The sequence below is a fragment of the Micromonospora sp. NPDC018662 genome, from assembly GCF_044391475.1.
GTDB lineage: Bacteria > Actinomycetota > Actinomycetes > Mycobacteriales > Micromonosporaceae > Micromonospora.
Genome location: NZ_JBISAC010000001.1, coordinates 813635 through 828449, shown reverse-complemented (window position 1 = coordinate 828449; position 14815 = coordinate 813635). Strand labels below are relative to the sequence as shown.

Here is a 14815-nt window from a genome sequence, read left to right as displayed (position 1 = left end):
GCGAACGCCCCCAGCCTACTCCGCCGCCGATGCGGCAGGGCGGTGCGGCGATCGCGCCATCGCATCGAGGAGCGCGGCCACCGACACCGTGGCGAAACCGACCCGGGCGTCGCTGGCCCCGTACGGCAGCCACAGCTCGCCGGCGTGGATCCGGGGTGAGGACGACGTCCTGCCGGACCGCGAGGCTCCCGGTCACGACCACCGCCGGGCGTGCTGGAGGGTGGCGATCAGCGCGAGGGTGGACTCGGCGCCCTGGTTGAGGTTGGGGCCGTGCGGGGTCAGCCCGTCGTAGCCGCCGCCGGTCGCCGGGTCCCACATCCGGGTGCCGATGTCGTTCTCACCGAGGAACCACCCCACCGCCTGCCGCACCCCGGCTTCCCACTCGTGGTCGCCGGTGACCGTGGCGGCGGTGGCGCAGGCGTCGGCGAACGCGGCGACCTCGATCGGCTGCTGGTCGTGGCGCCGCCGCGGGGCACCGCGTGCCCAACCGCCGGCGGGTACGACCGACAGCCGCCCGTCGCGCAGTTGGAGGTCGCGCAGCCAGGTCAGCATCCGTAGGCCGTCGCCCAGGGGCGGGCCGTCGTGGCGCAGCTGACTGGCCGCGATGAGGACCTCCGCGAGGGCCGCGTTGGCATAGGTCAGGCGCGGCCGCGGCCAGGGCCAGAGCGGGTCGGGTCCGGGGGTGCCGATCGTGGCGGCGGCGTCCCCCAACAGTGCGGCCGCAGCGGCGTGGCCCGGGTGGCGGCGCAGCACCTCGACCGCGCCCAGCCCGGCGAAGGCCATCGCGTGCGGGGTCGGGGCGCGTCTGGTGGCGCCCCGGCTGAACGCGATCAGCGCCTCCTCCCGGATCCAGGGCGCGGGACTGCGGGCCGCGGCGGTGCCGAGCCCCCACAGCGCGCGACCCCACCAGTCGCCGAGCCCGGGCTCGTCGGCCCAGCGCCGGTCGTGGCCGAGCCGGTTGTGGAAGGCACCCCGGGTGTCCTGCGCGTGGGTGAGGAACGCGAGGTAGCGCTCCGCCAGCCCGAGCACCTCCGCGGCCGGATCCGGCTCGCGGCTGGTGACGACCAGGCCGCGCGCGACGTCGTCGGTGCAGTAGCCGTGCTCGCGGCGGACGATGGCGTGCCGGGCGTGCTCGAACAGGCCGGTGTCGTCACTCAACCGGCTCAGGTGCGCGAAGCTGGGCCGGTGCGTCGGATGCCGGCGGCCGCTGCCCGGCATGCTGGACAGCCCGGTGGTCGCGGTCACGCCGACGCCGCGCTGACCGTGGGACGGCGGGCGGCGACGAGCCGCTCGGCGAGTGCGCCGTAGCGGGCCGCCACCGCCGGCCAGCGCAGGTCCGCGGCCAGCGGCCGGACGCGGCCGGCCAGCCGCGCGGCCAGGCCCGGTTCGGTCAGGATCCGCCGGATCGCGTCGGCCAGCGCCGCCGGATCCTGATGGGGTACGACCAGACCGGGGCCGCCGGTGAGCAGCTCGACAGCGTGCGGGAACGCCGTGGCCACGACGGGCACCCCGGCGGCCACCGCCTCGATGAGCACCCCGGAGGTGACCTGTTCACGGGAGTCGTAGGGCAGCACGACCACGTCGGCGGAGCGGATCAGCCGGCCCAGGGCGGCCTGGTCGTGGTAGACGTCCTGGTAGTCCACGGCGTGCGCGACGCCCAGCTCCGCATCGAGCCGGTGCAGCCCCGCCCGGTACGCCTCCCCTCGGTGCTCGACCACCTTCGGATGGGTCCGGCCCGCGACGGTGTAGGTGGGAGTCGGTTCGAGGTCCTGCAACCGCGCGAGGGCCCGCAAGGACCACTCGATGCCCTTGCCGGGACCGAGCAGTCCCCAGGTCAGCAGGTGGGGCCGGGTACGGCGGTCGGCGGGTACCCGGACATGTTCGGTGGCGCCGTGCGGGATGACCGTCACCTTGCCCGGCCGTACGGTGTAGCCGACGAGCAGCCGGTCGCGAGCCGTGTCGGTCATCGTGACGACCGCACCGGCGGCGGTGACGATCTGCTCCAGCAGGGACTTCTGCCGGGCCGAGGGCCGGCGGAGCACGGTGTGCAGGACGACGATGCTCGGCACGGTGAGCCGACGCAGCAGCGGCAGGACGTCCTCGCCGTCGGCACCGGGGTAGATCCCGTACTCGTGCTGGACGACGGCCACGTCGAAGGCGTTCAGGGCCGTCGCGGCGTCCCGCCATCCGGCCTGGGTACGGGTCGACCAGGTGTGCACCACCCCGGGCCCGGCCCGCAGGTCGTCGCCGTGGTCGGTGACCCGGACGATGCCGCCGCGCGTACCGTCGGCGGTCAGGTGAGCGGCGAGGGCGGAGTTGAAGGTGGCCAGTCCACACCGGGTCGGTGGGTGGGTGCTGAGGAATCCGTAGCTGCGCATGGGTGTCGGGCCTTCCGGTTGTCGGCCGCCTCGAGAGTGCGGGACGGCCTCACGCGGTGTCGACGCACGCCGGCCAGCGTGTGTGGCCGGCGGAACGGATTCGTGGGCGGTGATCGGGTTCAGCGGTGCGATCGGGTGAGGTGGTCGTAGACCGCCAGGTAGTCGGTGACCATCCGGTCCGCGCCGAAGCGCTGCCCGGCCCGGGTCCGACAGGCGGCCCGGTCCAGCCCGGCGGCCCGGGTGACCGCGTCGACGGCCTGCTCGACGGTCTGCACCAGGAACCCCGTCACCCCGTCGTCGGCGACCTCCGGCATGGACCCTCGGGCGTACGCGACGACCGGCGTGCCGCAGACCATCGACTCCACCACCGACAGCCCGAACGGCTCGTCGACGGCGATCGGGTGCAGCAGCGCGGTGCTCGCCCCCAGCACCTCCGCACGGCGGCGAGGGCCGACCGCGCCGAGGAAGACGACCTGGTCGCCGTCGATGTGCGGGGCCACCTGTTCGGCGAAGTACCGCTCGTCCTGCACGAGGCCGCAGATGGTCAGCGGCTGGCCGGTGCGGCGGGCGATCTCGATGGCGGTGTGGGTGCCCTTGTCCGGGTGGATCCGGCCGAAGGCGGCCAGTCCGGGACCGGCGTCGCGGGTGAACGGCAGCCCGGTGAGGTCGACGCCGTGGTGCACCGCGGCGACGTAGTCGAGCTCGGCGCTCCGGTCGGCGTCGGAGATCGACACGTAGGACGAACGGGCCATCGCTTGGGAGACGTGCATCGCCTCCCACACCCGGCCGTCCAGGTCCGGGTCGTCGGCGTACGCCCGGGGGCACACGCCGTCGAGGGTGGCCGAGGTGACGGAGTCGAGCGTCGCGAAGAGGGTCACGTCCAGGCGCGCCAGGCGACCGGACCGAGCAGGGCGACCTTCACGGGGACGGCGCGTCGGCGAGGTCGGCCGGATCGAGACGCAGGGTGGCGAGCAGCCCCGCGTGCTTGGCGGGGTCCACCCGCTCCGGTAGTTCCCGCTCGACCCAGTCGGCCCTGGTCTGCTGGCCGCGCTCGCGCAGCGTCGCGACGATCCTGTACCTGGCGATCTTCATGTCTGCCCCTCGAGAAGCCGTTCCGGACGGTCATGATCACGGGGGGCGGTGTGGAGGCCCTGGTCGAATCCGGTCCTCGGGGTGCCGAGGCGCGGCGGGCGGTCGACCTGTCGCCGTGACCGGCGAATGGTGCGGCACGTACCTGTGATCCCCGGGCGCAGCCGGCGTGGCCAGCGTCGCCGCGGTGAGACCCGGTCGATCCGGACCGCTTCAGGCTACGCCGATCCGGGCCTCGCCATGCCGGGTGCCGATGACCTGGACCCCGGGAAGCGGTCAGCGGTCGGCAAACGTCGCGATGAGCGGAAGGGGCGAGCCGGCCGTCGGTGTCACGGTGCGTGTGATCATTGTTGATCGCCCCTCAATGGGCTGGTGGCGGCGAGACTGGCGGCCACCGGGGACCCGGGCGACACCGTCACCGTACGCCGGCATCTCCCCGACCGACACCCCTGGCAGCCGACTCGGCTGCGGAGACGGTCGTCAGCCGGGCCGGTCGGCGGCCGGTCCCGGTGTGAGTTGCTCAGAGCCGTCGACGATCGCCTGGGACAGTTCGGACAGTCGTCGGTTACGGCTGCGGGCACCGTCGCGCAAGATCGCGAAGGCTTGGCCCACGTCCACCTGTAGGCGTTCGGCGAGCACCCCCTTGGCCTGCTCGATCAGGACGCGGCTGTGCAGGGCGGTCTGTAGCTGTTCGGTGAGGATGTCGCGCCGGTGGATGGCGCGGTGTTGCAGCAGTCCGATGGTGGCCACGTCGGCGAGCGCCTGACCGATGCGGCGCTTGTCCTCGTCGAGCGCCCCCGGTCGGACGTCGAAGAGGTTCAGCGCGCCGATGACCTCGGAGCGCAGGCGCATGGGCAGGGCGTGCACCGCGGCGAAACCGACCTCGGCCGCGGCGGCGGTGAACCTCGGCCACCGGGCGGTGGTCAGGGTCGGGTCGGCGACCGACACCGGCTGCCCCGAATGGAAGGAGTCGAGGCAGGGCCCCTGGTCGGTCTGGAGCTGGAACAGCTCCAGCAGTCGGGTGCGTTCGGAGGAGGCGGCGACCACCTGCAGCGTGTCCCGCTGGTCGGTCAGGAGCAGCCCGGCCGCCGACACACCCAGCAGCTCGACACACCTCTCGGTCAGCACGTGCAGGAACTCGATCACGTCGAAGTCGTCGACGAGAGTGTCGGCCATCTCCACGAAAACGTCGGCCAGCGGGGTCTCGGCCATGTCAGTCACCTCGTCAATCAGTGGTTCCACCGGTCACCCGACGGGATGGTCCGCGCATGCCGTGTCCGCCAGGACCCAGCGCGTCGGCCAGTCGCTCCGCCCCGAGGTCACCGGCGCGGGCCCGGTAGAGGTCAAGGACACCGAGGCGGATCCCGCCCACCCGTGGTGGCAACGCGAACACCGCACCGGCCCCGGCGAGCACCGCGGCCGGCGCGAACACCGGCCAGCGGGTGCGGCACTCCGGCACGGTCAGATCGGCGACCAGGACAGGTCCGCCGGCGGTCGCGTCCACGCACGGCCCCTCACCGAGGGTCAGCGCCAGGTCTTCCCGCTCCGACGCGGTCCGGTCCGTGGCGTACACCAGCTCGCGCGGCGTGGCGTCGAGGAGAACCGCGACGGCGGCGGAGTCGACGCCCGCGACCGACACCGCCGCCGCGCAGACATGATCGACCGCGACGGCGCCACCCCGGGCCGCATCGACGAGAACGGTCCAGAGCCGCAGCCGACGGTCGGCGGTCGGCGGATCGCCGCGCCCCGGGTGATCCATGCCCACTGCTGACTCCGGCCCGGATCAGTCGAACGGATGCGCTGGCATACCGCGCCGAGGTCCCGGGCGACTGTCACACCGTACTCCCGCGTGACGCCGCGGCGCGACCGGCGGCCGGCCGGACCCGCGACGGCTCCGACCGCTGACGAGCCGGTCGCGGAAGCGTACGCTTGCGGTGTCGCTCGGGACCCCGGTGGCTGACAGTCCGCCGCTGGCGGACGCACCCCCACCGATCGAGGTCACCGCGTTGACCACCCGCCGCACCGCATGCACCGGTCAGGTCGCCGGATCTCCGTCGCATTCCTGGCCAGGCATCTCCCTCGGACCGGCACGTCGGACCGCGACAGTCCGTCGCGGGCCCGCCATCATCCAGGCGCGCCAGCGCACCACGGCGTCCAGGCGCGCCAGATCTTCATCGGAAGGCGGCGGTTCGTGATGACCGCACCTCGGAACAGTCATGTTCAATCCTTCTCGCCGGACGCCCGTGGCGGCACCGATGCTTCTCGCGCGATGCCCCCGCGGCCGTCGGTGAAGCGCTCACGGATCGGGGGCGTGTGGGTCGCTGCCGTGGTGTTCGCGTTCGTGCTCCTGCTGCTCCTGATCTTCGTACTGCAGAACGGGCAACGTGCCGAGGTGTCGTTCCTCGGCGCTCACGGCACCCTGCCGATGGGGGTGGCGCTGCTGCTGGCCGCGGTCTTCGGGGTCCTGCTCGTCGCCCTGCCCGGCACCGCCCGGATCGTGCAGTTGAGGATGCTCGGGCGTCCCGGCACGCGGCCCGGCGGCCCGGCCGGGTCCGGTCCGACTCCTCCGTCGACGACCGGCATCGCTCGCGTCCCGCTGCCGCCCCGCCCGACCCGGGAGGACGGATGAGCCATCTCCGTCACCACGCGACGATTCGCCACGACCCCCGGGTCGGCGCTGTCCTCGCCTCGGCTGGTCCTCGCCCCGGTCCGGGCTCGGGCGGTCCTGGACGGCGGGTGGTGGCCGCGCTCCTGGGACCCCGCCGCCGAACTCCCCGGTCTCGTCCTCGCCCTGTCCGAACGCCATGGTCGGATCCGGCACCTCATGCTCAACCTCCGCACCTGGGACAGCAGATTCCGCCGGTTGACCGTCGGACCGGACGTGGTCCGGATCGGCTGGTTCGACACCCTCGATCCCGCCCTGCTGGTCGCCACCACCGGCCGCGACGTCCAGGTCGACCTGCTGGTGGTGCCGCCCGGCACCCCACGCGCGGCAGCCGAGTGGGCGATGGCGACCGCCGCCGACCCGACCAACCTCAGGCGCGCGCCCGACATCCTGGCCGGCGCACCGGTCGGGCCCCAGGCCGCGGCGGCGACCGGCTCCGACGCGTACGCGGTGTGGGACAACGAAGGGGGCAGCAACGCTCCGATCGGCCGCCGCCCCGTCAATGACCCCTTCACCACCCCTCCCCCGACCGGAGTGCCCTCATGAACGCCCTGCGGGCAGTCATCGTGATCGCGCCGGTGGCGGTCGGCGTCACCGGTCTCGGCACCGCCGCCCGAGCGGTGCGGGTCGTCCAGCAGTACGAGGCGCCGGCCGTTCGGTCGGCTCGACGGCCTGCATCGCGACAGCACCCTGACCCGTCCCGACCGAACCGCACAGCCGCACGAGAACGTGATCCGCGTACTGGACACGCTGCCGCCCGACCAGGGACCACCTCGAATCTCAACTCGCCGCCGCCGACGTCACGCATCCGACGTACTCGACGGAAGCGGGGTACCCTGACGGCCCTGTAGTTCACATCCGCCGTATCGGGTGTGGCGAATCGGCGTCTAGCAACGGCGTTGGTCCCGGCTCCGTCCCGTGGGGTCCGTGCAGCGGCCCGCGTTGCGCGGGCTGCCACCCGCGCGCCCGCCCCGGCTCCTCGACGGGCGCGCCGGCCGTGAGGACCTGACGCCATGAGCCGCCCACCGACGGACCCCGCCGACGTCTTCGCCGAACTCAGCGGCATCAAGCTCGGCGAGGTCGACCTCGACGACGTCCTGCAACACGTCGCCGATCTCGCCACACGCGTCCTGCCCACACCGGTTGAGGTCTGGGTCACGCTCGTCCGTGGTGGGACCGGGCACACCCCGGTGTCCACCCACAACCCGGCTCGCGGCGTGAACGAGCGGCAGTACGCCCACGCGCGCCGCCCCTGCCGAGAAGCCGCTGCCAGCGTCGACATCCTGCCGGTATCCGACCCCGCCGCCGAGGACCGCCGGCCCGACCGGACCGAACGCGGATCGAAAACCGGCATGGGCAGTTTCGTGTCGATCGGCCTGCCGATGGAGGGAGCGGTCGTCGGCGCACTCAACGTCTACGCCCGCACACCGCACACCTTCGACGACGACACCATCGAGATCCTGGAGACCTTCGCAACGTACGCCGCAGTCGCCCTGGCCAACACGCACCTCTATGACATCACCGCCACGCTGGCTCGGCGGATGCAGGAGACGATGGCCGGCCGCGTGGCCGTCGAGCAGGCCAAGGGCATCATCATGGCCGAACGCCACTGCACCCCCACCGAGGCGTTCGCGATCCTGACCAAGGTGTCCCAGGACGCCGACCGCCCGATCGGCGAAGCGGCACAGGCCATGGTCGACCGGCGGCCAGAAGTTCGTCCACGTCCTGATCCTGTCCAGTGAACTCAGCTCGGTCGTCCGGGCGGGTGGTCAGTCCCTTCAGGCCGGTCAGGACCCAGAACCGCCTCGGCGAGGGCACCGATTGCTCCTATTGGATGTGCGCGGAGACGCGCTCCCGGATGGCCTGTCGCTGCGGGTCGTCGATGTCGTCGAGCAGGTCGAGGGCTTCCCGGCCCCGACGGAGAGCGTTGTCGTGGTCGCCCACCGCGCGGAGGGCCTCCGCCAGTACGGCGAGGGCGCGTGCCTGGCGTAGCGGGTCGGCCAGCTCGTCGCCGATCACCCGGGCGAGGGTGGCGTCGGCCAGCGCGCCACGGTGCCGCCCCAGGCGGAGTTGCGCTTCGGCCGAGATGGTGAGGGCGTCGCAACGGATCGTGTCGTCGGTGACCCGGTCGTGCAGGTCGAGAGCGGCCCGGCCAAGGTCGAGTGCGATCTCGGGCTGGCCCGTGTCGAGGCTGAGCTCGGCGAGCCGAACGTGGTTGAGGCTTCGACCGCGCAGCGAGCCGATCCGGTCCCAGATGGCGAGGGCCTGCTGGTAGAGAAGACGGGCCTGGTCGTACTGTCCGAGCTGGCGGTGGGCGTCACCGAGGTGGTAGAGCGTGTACGCCTCACCTGTCGCGTTCTCGGCCGCGCGACAGTCGGTCAGGACCGACTGGAAGGTCTCGATGGCGGTGGTGGTCGCCCCGGTCCGCAGGTGCACGGAGGCGAGATTGTGCCGGCAGACCGTCTGCAGCTCGGCGAAGCCGTTCTCCTCGGCGAGACGCAGAGCCTCGGCGAACAGGCTGCCGGCGCGCTCGTGGTCGTGGGTGGTGAAGTAGGTGGCTCCAAGGTTGACGAGGGTGCCTACCCGGCCCGGGTCGTGACCGTCGGCAGTCGCGGCGTCGAGGGCGATGCGCAACATCTCCCGCATGTCCTCCTGGCTTCCAGAGCGGTCGAAGACCTCGTGGACCGTGTCGACGATCTGCCAGGCGTACCGGTGGAAGCCTTCTGCCGCCGCGCTGCGGACCAGAGCGAGCACGTTGGTCCGTTCCGTCTCGCACCATCGCAGGGCGACGCCGACCGAGGTGAAGGTCATCGGTGTCACCGCGCCCGGGTCGGGCAGGTCGGGGACGGGTGCGCGGTTCGGCTCCAGGGCAGTGACGGCGTTGACGGCCGTCAGCAGGTACCAGTCCAGCAGTCGGTGCAGTGCCGCCTGCCGCTGCTCGGCCGGCTCCTCCGCCTGGGCTCGGTCGGCGGCGTACCGGCGCAGCAGGTCATGCATCCGATACCGCCGGACGGTGTCGTGGTTGACCAGGTGGGCGCGGGCGAGTCGGTCGAGGGCCCGCTCAGCCCCGGCGACGTCCACCGCCATCATCGCCGCCGCGGCCTCGACCCCGATGGTGCCGCCCGGAAAGAGGCCGAGGCTCAGGAAGAGCCGGGTGGGCATCGGGGCGAGCGCATTGACCGACCAGGCGAAGACGGTCCGCAGGGTCATCTCATCGGTGTCGTCGCCTTCGATGTCGAGCAGCCGGCCGGTGAGTTCGTCGGCCAGGTCGCCGAGCCGCGCCTGGGGCCGGGAGGCCACGTGCTCGCCGATGACCCGTAGCGCGAGCGGCAGCCCGCCCGACAGCCAGGCCAGCGTCTCCAGCGCTGCGGGCTCCGCGTCGGTGCGTTCGGGTCCGATGATTCGGCCGAGCATGTGATGTCGTTCGAGGGGCGACAGGGGTGCGACGGTGAGGCTGCGGATGCCGTGCCGGACACTCAACCCGCGGAGCCGATTGCGGCTGATCACCACCGTGAGGCTGGCGTCGGAGCGGGGCAGGAGCTGCTGCGCCTGGTCGGAGTCGACGACGTTGTCCAGCACGACGAGCATCCGCCGCCCATCCATCAGCCGGTGGTACAGCTCGACGCGTCGGTGGGCGTCAGCGGGCACCCGATCCGCCGGGACACCGAGGGCGACGAGAAAGCGGTGCAGCGCTTCCTGCGCACCTACGGGCGGCACCGGGCCGTGCGCCTCCGCGTTGAGGTAGAGCTGCCCGTCGGGGAACCACCCCTGCCGGCGACGCCCCCAGTGCCCGGCGAGGGTGGTCTTGCCCACCCCAGGCATCCCGGTCAGCACCACCACCTTCGAGGTGCCCTCGCCGGCGGCGAGGACGTCCAACTCGTCCAGCAGCCCGCGGTGCCCGGTGTAGTCGGGTACGTCGTTCGGCAACTGCCGGGGCGTCGGCACCTCCGCGTCCACGACGGCGAGGTGGTTCCTGGCGGACGCGGTGGGCTGGAGATCCGCGATGTCCAGTACCGGATCGGTGCGCATCGTACGGCGGTAGCGGCGCCGGTAGGCGGCCAGGAAGTCCCGCGCGTCGTAGGTGCGACCGGCCGCGTGCAGCGCGGTGACCCACAACCTCGCCAGGCCCTCGTCGAGTGGGTTCTCGATCAGCAACGGTTCCAGCCGGGCCAGCGCCCGGTTGTGTTGGCCGGTGGCCAGCTCGCTTTCTGCCAGCATTTTCGCTGCGCCGAATTGCCTTTCCCGCATATCCCGTCGAAGGTGTTCGCACCGCGCACCACGCAGGTCCGCGAGGGGATCACCCCGCCAGAGCTCGTCCGCGCGGGTGAGCAGGGCGACGCACCGGTCATGCTGATCCCGGTCGACCGCCTGCCGCGCCTCGGCGGTCAACCGCAGGAATTGGTGGTAGTCGACCAGATCAGGATCGACTGTCAGGCGGTAGGCGCCCGTACCGGGTGGCCGTACCAGGGCATCCTGCAGATCGACCGCCCGCAAGGCGGCCCGCACCCGACTGGCCAGCGTGTAGAGCAGCGGGCGGCGGGCATCGACAGCCGAGTCCTGCCATAGAAATTCCACGATCGTCTCGATCCGCACCGGATTGTCGGCATGGTAGAGAAGGACGGCGAGCAGACCGCGCTGCTTTGCCGGGCCCAGCGGGATCGATCGCCCCTCGACCGTGAGCTTCGTGGCACCCAGAATCGTGAACTCCATCGGCTCCGCCCACCCATTCTTGATCGACATCTGCCTATTTTATTCTTCTTCCGACGACCAGATGCTTCAAACCTTTCTCCGCAGAATCAAAAATCAGACATTCCACTTCCCAGCCCTTTGCAAGCCCGCTGCAAGGCGACCGGCAAGCTGATCCGCAGCCATCTCCTCGATGCTGAATCCCGCCGATATTCAATGTTGGAGGGACACCAATGACGTCGCTGGAATGGTCATCCACGCCCGTCGGCATCGACGCCAGCCACTGGGCAAGCCGGTCAGGCTGCCGGACGGTGCTCGTCGTGGCACACACCATCGCGAGCTGCCGGCGGCTCCTTGACGTGATCGAGTACGTCGAGAGCGACCCGAGGGTGCAGCTGGTCTTCACGGTGGCGCCGGACGTCTTCAACCACCAGGTGAAGCGGCTCCTCGACCGGCTGGGCGCGCTCGTCCTCCCCTGGCACCAGGCCATCCGGGAACGGTTCGACCTCGGCCTCGCCGCCGCCCACGGCGGACTCCACCAACTGCACGCGCCCCTGCTCCTGATGGCCCACGGAGCAGGACGCGGCAAACGGGTGCGACCCGGGCCGTACGGCGGACCGGTGCTCGCGAACCCGCCGGTGTACGGCCTCGACGCGCAGCGACTGACCCATGGCGGACGAGTCCTTCCGACGGCCCTCGCGCTCTCCCACGATCACGAGTTGGAGGTGCTGCGCCGGCAGTGTCCGGAGGCGGTCGAGGCCGCCGTGGTCGTCGGTGACCCCTGCGCCGACCGGCTCGTCGCCAGCCTCCCCTGGCGGCGGGACTACCGGCGCGGCCTGGGGCTGCGCGAGCGGCAGGAACTCGTCGTGGTCTCCTCCACCTGGGGCCGGGACGGCGTCTTCGGACGTTGGCCCGACCTGCTTCCGCATTTGATGACGCAGCTCCCGCCGGGCCGGTACCGGATCGCCGCGCTGTTGCACCCGGCGGTCTGGGACGCACACGGACACCGCCAGATCCGAGCCTGGCTCCGGGACTGCCTCGACGTCGGGCTGCTGCTGCCCGACCCGACCGAGGACTGGCGCGGCCCGGTGGTCGCCGCTGACCACGTCATCGGTGACCATGGCTCCGTCACCGCGTACGCCGCCGCCATCGGACGCCCGACCCTGCTGCTACCCGGGCTACGGTCGGTGCCCGCCGCCGGCACGCCTCAGCACCTACTGGCCGCGAGCGCCAACCGGCTGGACCCACACCGGCCGTTCACTCCCCAGCTCTCCATGGCCACGGGAGTCGACCAGCAGGCGGTGATGGCCGCGCTGACCAGCCGCCCGGGGGATGCCCGCGTGTTGTTGCGGCGCACCATGTACCGCCTGCTCCAGCTGACCGAGCCCGGCCGGCACCGACAGACGGGCCCGGTGCCGATGCCTCGCCCCCGCCGTTGGAAGGCCCGGCATGACCTCGCCGGCTGAGCCCGTCGTCGTGGCGCTGTCGGCCGGCCGGCGGGCGCCCCGCTCGGCCCGGCTGGCCGACATCGTCGTGACCATCGTCGACGGCGGCGATCCGGCCGAGGCCGTCGCGGGCCTGCTGACGGCGTATCCCGGGCTGGCCCTCGCCCTCGTCGGCACCTCGTGGGGGGACGTCGCCGTCGGGGTACGCGGCGACCCGCCACTTCGCCTCGGCCAGGTGGCCGCACCTGGCCGGCTGACGATCGGTCTGCTCACCGTTACGGCTCGAGTGCTCCACCGCCAGTGGGTGACCGGAACCCTGCACCACCGGCGCACCAGCGAGAACGTGCTATTGCTGGTCCGCGCCGCCGCCCAACTCGTCGAGCCGGCGGAGCACGTCGGGCAGCCGGGGCGCGGCGAGTGCGGCGAAGACGGCGGCGGCCTCCCGATAGTGTCGTCGTGCGGCCTCGTCGTCGCCGCGTCGCCGGGCGATGCGGCCGAGCAGGAACACCGCCTCTGCCCGTTCACTGTCGGCTCCGAGTTCGGCCATCCGGCGTACCGCCTCGACCGCGGACGCCTCGGCGGCGCCCAGGTCGTCGGTGCCGAGGTACGCATCGGCCAGGCCGATCAGCACCCGGGCGGCGTTGTAGGGGTCGACCTCGGACAGCTCGGCGAAGATCTGCCCGGCCTCCACCAACAGCGGTAACGCCTCGGCCGGCCGGCCGGTCCGGGTCCGGAGCATGCCCAGGTTGAGACAGGACAGGCCCACACTTCGGACGTTCGGCAGGGTCCGCCGTCCGGCGAGGACCCGGGTGTACGCCTCCGCCGCCTGTTCCTCCCGGCCAGTGTCGGCATAGAGCGTGGCCAACCCCTCCTCGGCGTCGATGACGCCCTGGATGTCGCCCACTTGCCGATACCGGTCCACCGCCGCCCGACCATGGCGCTCGGCCGCCTCGTGGGCGCCGACGCGGCTGTACGCCCGGCCCAGCCGTTTGAGCATGACCGCCTCGGCCCATACGTTTCCCCAGGCCCGAGCGGCCCGCACACCGCGCTCGTCGATCTCCACCCGGTCCTGGTAGCCCTTGAAATAGAGAAGGAGTGGCCAGGCCACGTCACTGAGCTGCCAGGCCAGCTCATGGAGGCCCAGGTCGAAGGCGACCCGGCCGGCCTCCAGCAGGTTGCTCCGTTCCCGATCCAACCAGCCGAGGGCAGCAGCCCGGTCGGAGAACTCGGGTGGCCCGTCCGCCGCATGTTGATAGACGTACGGCAGCCGCCGCCGGTAGGGGGTCACCACGAGGTCCGCCCGGCGGGCGGCGGCGAGGTAGAACTCCAGCATCGTGCGCACCGCCGCCTGCCGCCGGTCGGGCGGGTCGTCCTGCTCCGACATCTCACGCGCGTACAGCCGGAGCAGGTCGTGGTAGCGGAAGCGATCCTCGGCCACCTCCTCCAGCAGGTTCGCGTCCAGCAACTCCCCCACCACGGCGCCGGCCTGGACCCCGTCGGCCCTCCCCGCTCCGGCCACCGCCGCGATCAGATCCATCCCGAACTCCGCCCCCGGGTGCAGAGCCAGCTTCCGGTACAACGCCGACGCCTCTGGCGTCAGGGTCTGGTACGAGAACTGGAACGTCGTCCTGATCGACAAACCGTCCACCACCGAGAGCCGGGTCAGCCGCTGCGCCTCGTCGGCCAACTCGGCGACCATCCGACGAACTGTCAACTTGGGACGGGACGCCAGCCGCGCCGCCGCGACGACGAGCGCGATGGGCAGACCGCCGCAGATTCCCGCCAACTCCTCAGCCGGTGCGAACTCGTTGAGGATCCGCTCTTCGCCGACGGACCGCCTCAGCAACTCCACCGCTTCCGGAGCCGGTAACGGACCCACCTCGACCAGACGGGCGCCGTCGGGCAGCAGACCGGTCAGTCGGCGGCGGCTGGTCACCACGACCACCGCCGAGGTCGACGCCGGCAGCAGCGTCCTGACCTGAGCTGCCGAGTACGCGTCGTCCAGGACCACCAGTAGGGAGCTGTTCGCGGTCACCGTGCGGTAGAGGGTGGCCTGTTCTGCCAGGTGCAGGGGAATCCGATCCGGGGCCACCCCCAGGGCCCGGAGGAAGGCGGACAGCACCACGCCCGGGTCCAGGGGCTCGGTGCCGCTGAACCCCCGCAGGTCGGCATAGAGTTGCCCGTCCACGAAACGGTCCAGCCTGCCGTGCGCCCACTGCCTCGCCAGTGCCGACTTTCCTACGCCGCCCGGCCCGAACAGGACGGCGACGAGGTTTCCCCGCTCAGCGAGGTACCCGTCCAGTGCGGACAGCTCGCTCGTTCTGTTGGTGAAGTTCGGCGACGGTGCCGGTAGCTGCCGCGGGATCCGAGGACGATCGACGGGAGCGCCACCGAAATGCACACCGCCGTGGATGACACCGGCCTGGACGCTCAATCCGGAAACGTTCCCGGACTGCTCGTTCGACGTGCCGGACGGCACCGTTCGCTCGGTTCCGCAGGAGTCCGTTCCCAACCGCCGCGCCCCAACCCGCCCGCCGCACATCCGAGTCGGC

The 14815-nt window shown here is 72.0% G+C and carries 12 protein-coding genes; 4 read left to right on the top strand and 8 right to left on the bottom strand.

What is annotated here, in order from left to right:
* Positions 1 to 192: 192 nt before the first annotated feature.
* From ACH495_RS04055 to ACH495_RS04030, 6 genes are all read right to left on the bottom strand, one after another.
* The gene (locus ACH495_RS04055; RefSeq protein ID WP_396856252.1) at positions 193 to 1245 is read right to left on the bottom strand and encodes a glycosyltransferase; all 1053 of its coding nucleotides are present in this window, start codon (positions 1243 to 1245) and stop codon (positions 193 to 195) included.
* Complete coding sequence (locus ACH495_RS04050) at positions 1242 to 2378, bottom strand: glycosyltransferase (RefSeq protein WP_396856251.1); 1137 nt, start codon at positions 2376 to 2378, stop codon at positions 1242 to 1244. Before ACH495_RS04050 ends, ACH495_RS04055 begins: the two co-directional genes overlap by 4 nt.
* 119 nt (positions 2379 to 2497) lie before the next feature.
* On the bottom strand, positions 2498 to 3256 hold the full coding sequence (locus tag ACH495_RS04045; RefSeq protein ID WP_396856250.1) for a glycosyltransferase: 759 nt from the start codon (positions 3254 to 3256) through the stop codon (positions 2498 to 2500).
* Between the two features lie 40 nt (positions 3257 to 3296).
* Complete coding sequence (locus ACH495_RS04040; protein ID WP_396856249.1) at positions 3297 to 3470, bottom strand: hypothetical protein; 174 nt, start codon at positions 3468 to 3470, stop codon at positions 3297 to 3299.
* 477 nt (positions 3471 to 3947) lie between these two features.
* The gene (locus tag ACH495_RS04035; RefSeq protein WP_396856248.1) at positions 3948 to 4679 is read right to left on the bottom strand and encodes a GAF and ANTAR domain-containing protein; all 732 of its coding nucleotides are present in this window, start codon (positions 4677 to 4679) and stop codon (positions 3948 to 3950) included.
* Positions 4680 to 4692: 13 nt separating this feature from the next.
* Positions 4693 to 5226: a GAF domain-containing protein gene (locus tag ACH495_RS04030; protein ID WP_396856247.1), complete on the bottom strand. Its 534-nt coding sequence runs from the start codon at positions 5224 to 5226 to the stop codon at positions 4693 to 4695.
* A 552-nt stretch (positions 5227 to 5778) separates the two neighbouring features.
* Between ACH495_RS04030 and ACH495_RS04025 the strand changes: the two genes are divergently transcribed.
* The 3 genes from ACH495_RS04025 to ACH495_RS04015 all read left to right on the top strand — a co-directional run bounded on the left by ACH495_RS04025 (position 5779) and on the right by ACH495_RS04015 (position 7874).
* A complete protein-coding gene (locus ACH495_RS04025; protein WP_198039703.1) occupies positions 5779 to 6096 on the top strand; it encodes a lipopolysaccharide assembly LapA domain-containing protein in 318 nt (105 codons plus the stop codon).
* Between the two features lie 3 nt (positions 6097 to 6099).
* Positions 6100 to 6678: a DUF5994 family protein gene (locus tag ACH495_RS04020; RefSeq protein ID WP_396856518.1), complete on the top strand. Its 579-nt coding sequence runs from the start codon at positions 6100 to 6102 to the stop codon at positions 6676 to 6678.
* Positions 6679 to 7145: 467 nt separating this feature from the next.
* Positions 7146 to 7874 carry an ANTAR domain-containing protein gene (locus ACH495_RS04015; protein WP_396856246.1) on the top strand — a complete coding sequence of 243 codons (729 nt, stop codon included), beginning with the start codon at positions 7146 to 7148 and terminating at the stop codon, positions 7872 to 7874.
* Positions 7875 to 7959: 85 nt separating this feature from the next.
* Here ACH495_RS04015 and ACH495_RS04010 read toward each other — a convergent pair whose 3' ends face one another.
* Positions 7960 to 10872, bottom strand: a complete 2913-nt coding sequence (locus ACH495_RS04010) for an AfsR/SARP family transcriptional regulator (protein ID WP_396856245.1) — start codon at positions 10870 to 10872, stop codon at positions 7960 to 7962.
* A gap of 266 nt (positions 10873 to 11138) precedes the next feature.
* Here ACH495_RS04010 and ACH495_RS04005 point away from each other — a divergent pair, with 266 nt between their 5' ends.
* Complete coding sequence (locus tag ACH495_RS04005; protein WP_396856244.1) at positions 11139 to 12284, top strand: hypothetical protein; 1146 nt, start codon at positions 11139 to 11141, stop codon at positions 12282 to 12284.
* Positions 12285 to 12609: 325 nt separating this feature from the next.
* Here ACH495_RS04005 and ACH495_RS04000 read toward each other — a convergent pair whose 3' ends face one another.
* On the bottom strand, positions 12610 to 14805 hold the full coding sequence (locus tag ACH495_RS04000) for an NB-ARC domain-containing protein (RefSeq protein ID WP_396856243.1): 2196 nt from the start codon (positions 14803 to 14805) through the stop codon (positions 12610 to 12612).
* Between the last annotated feature and the right edge of the window lie 10 nt (positions 14806 to 14815).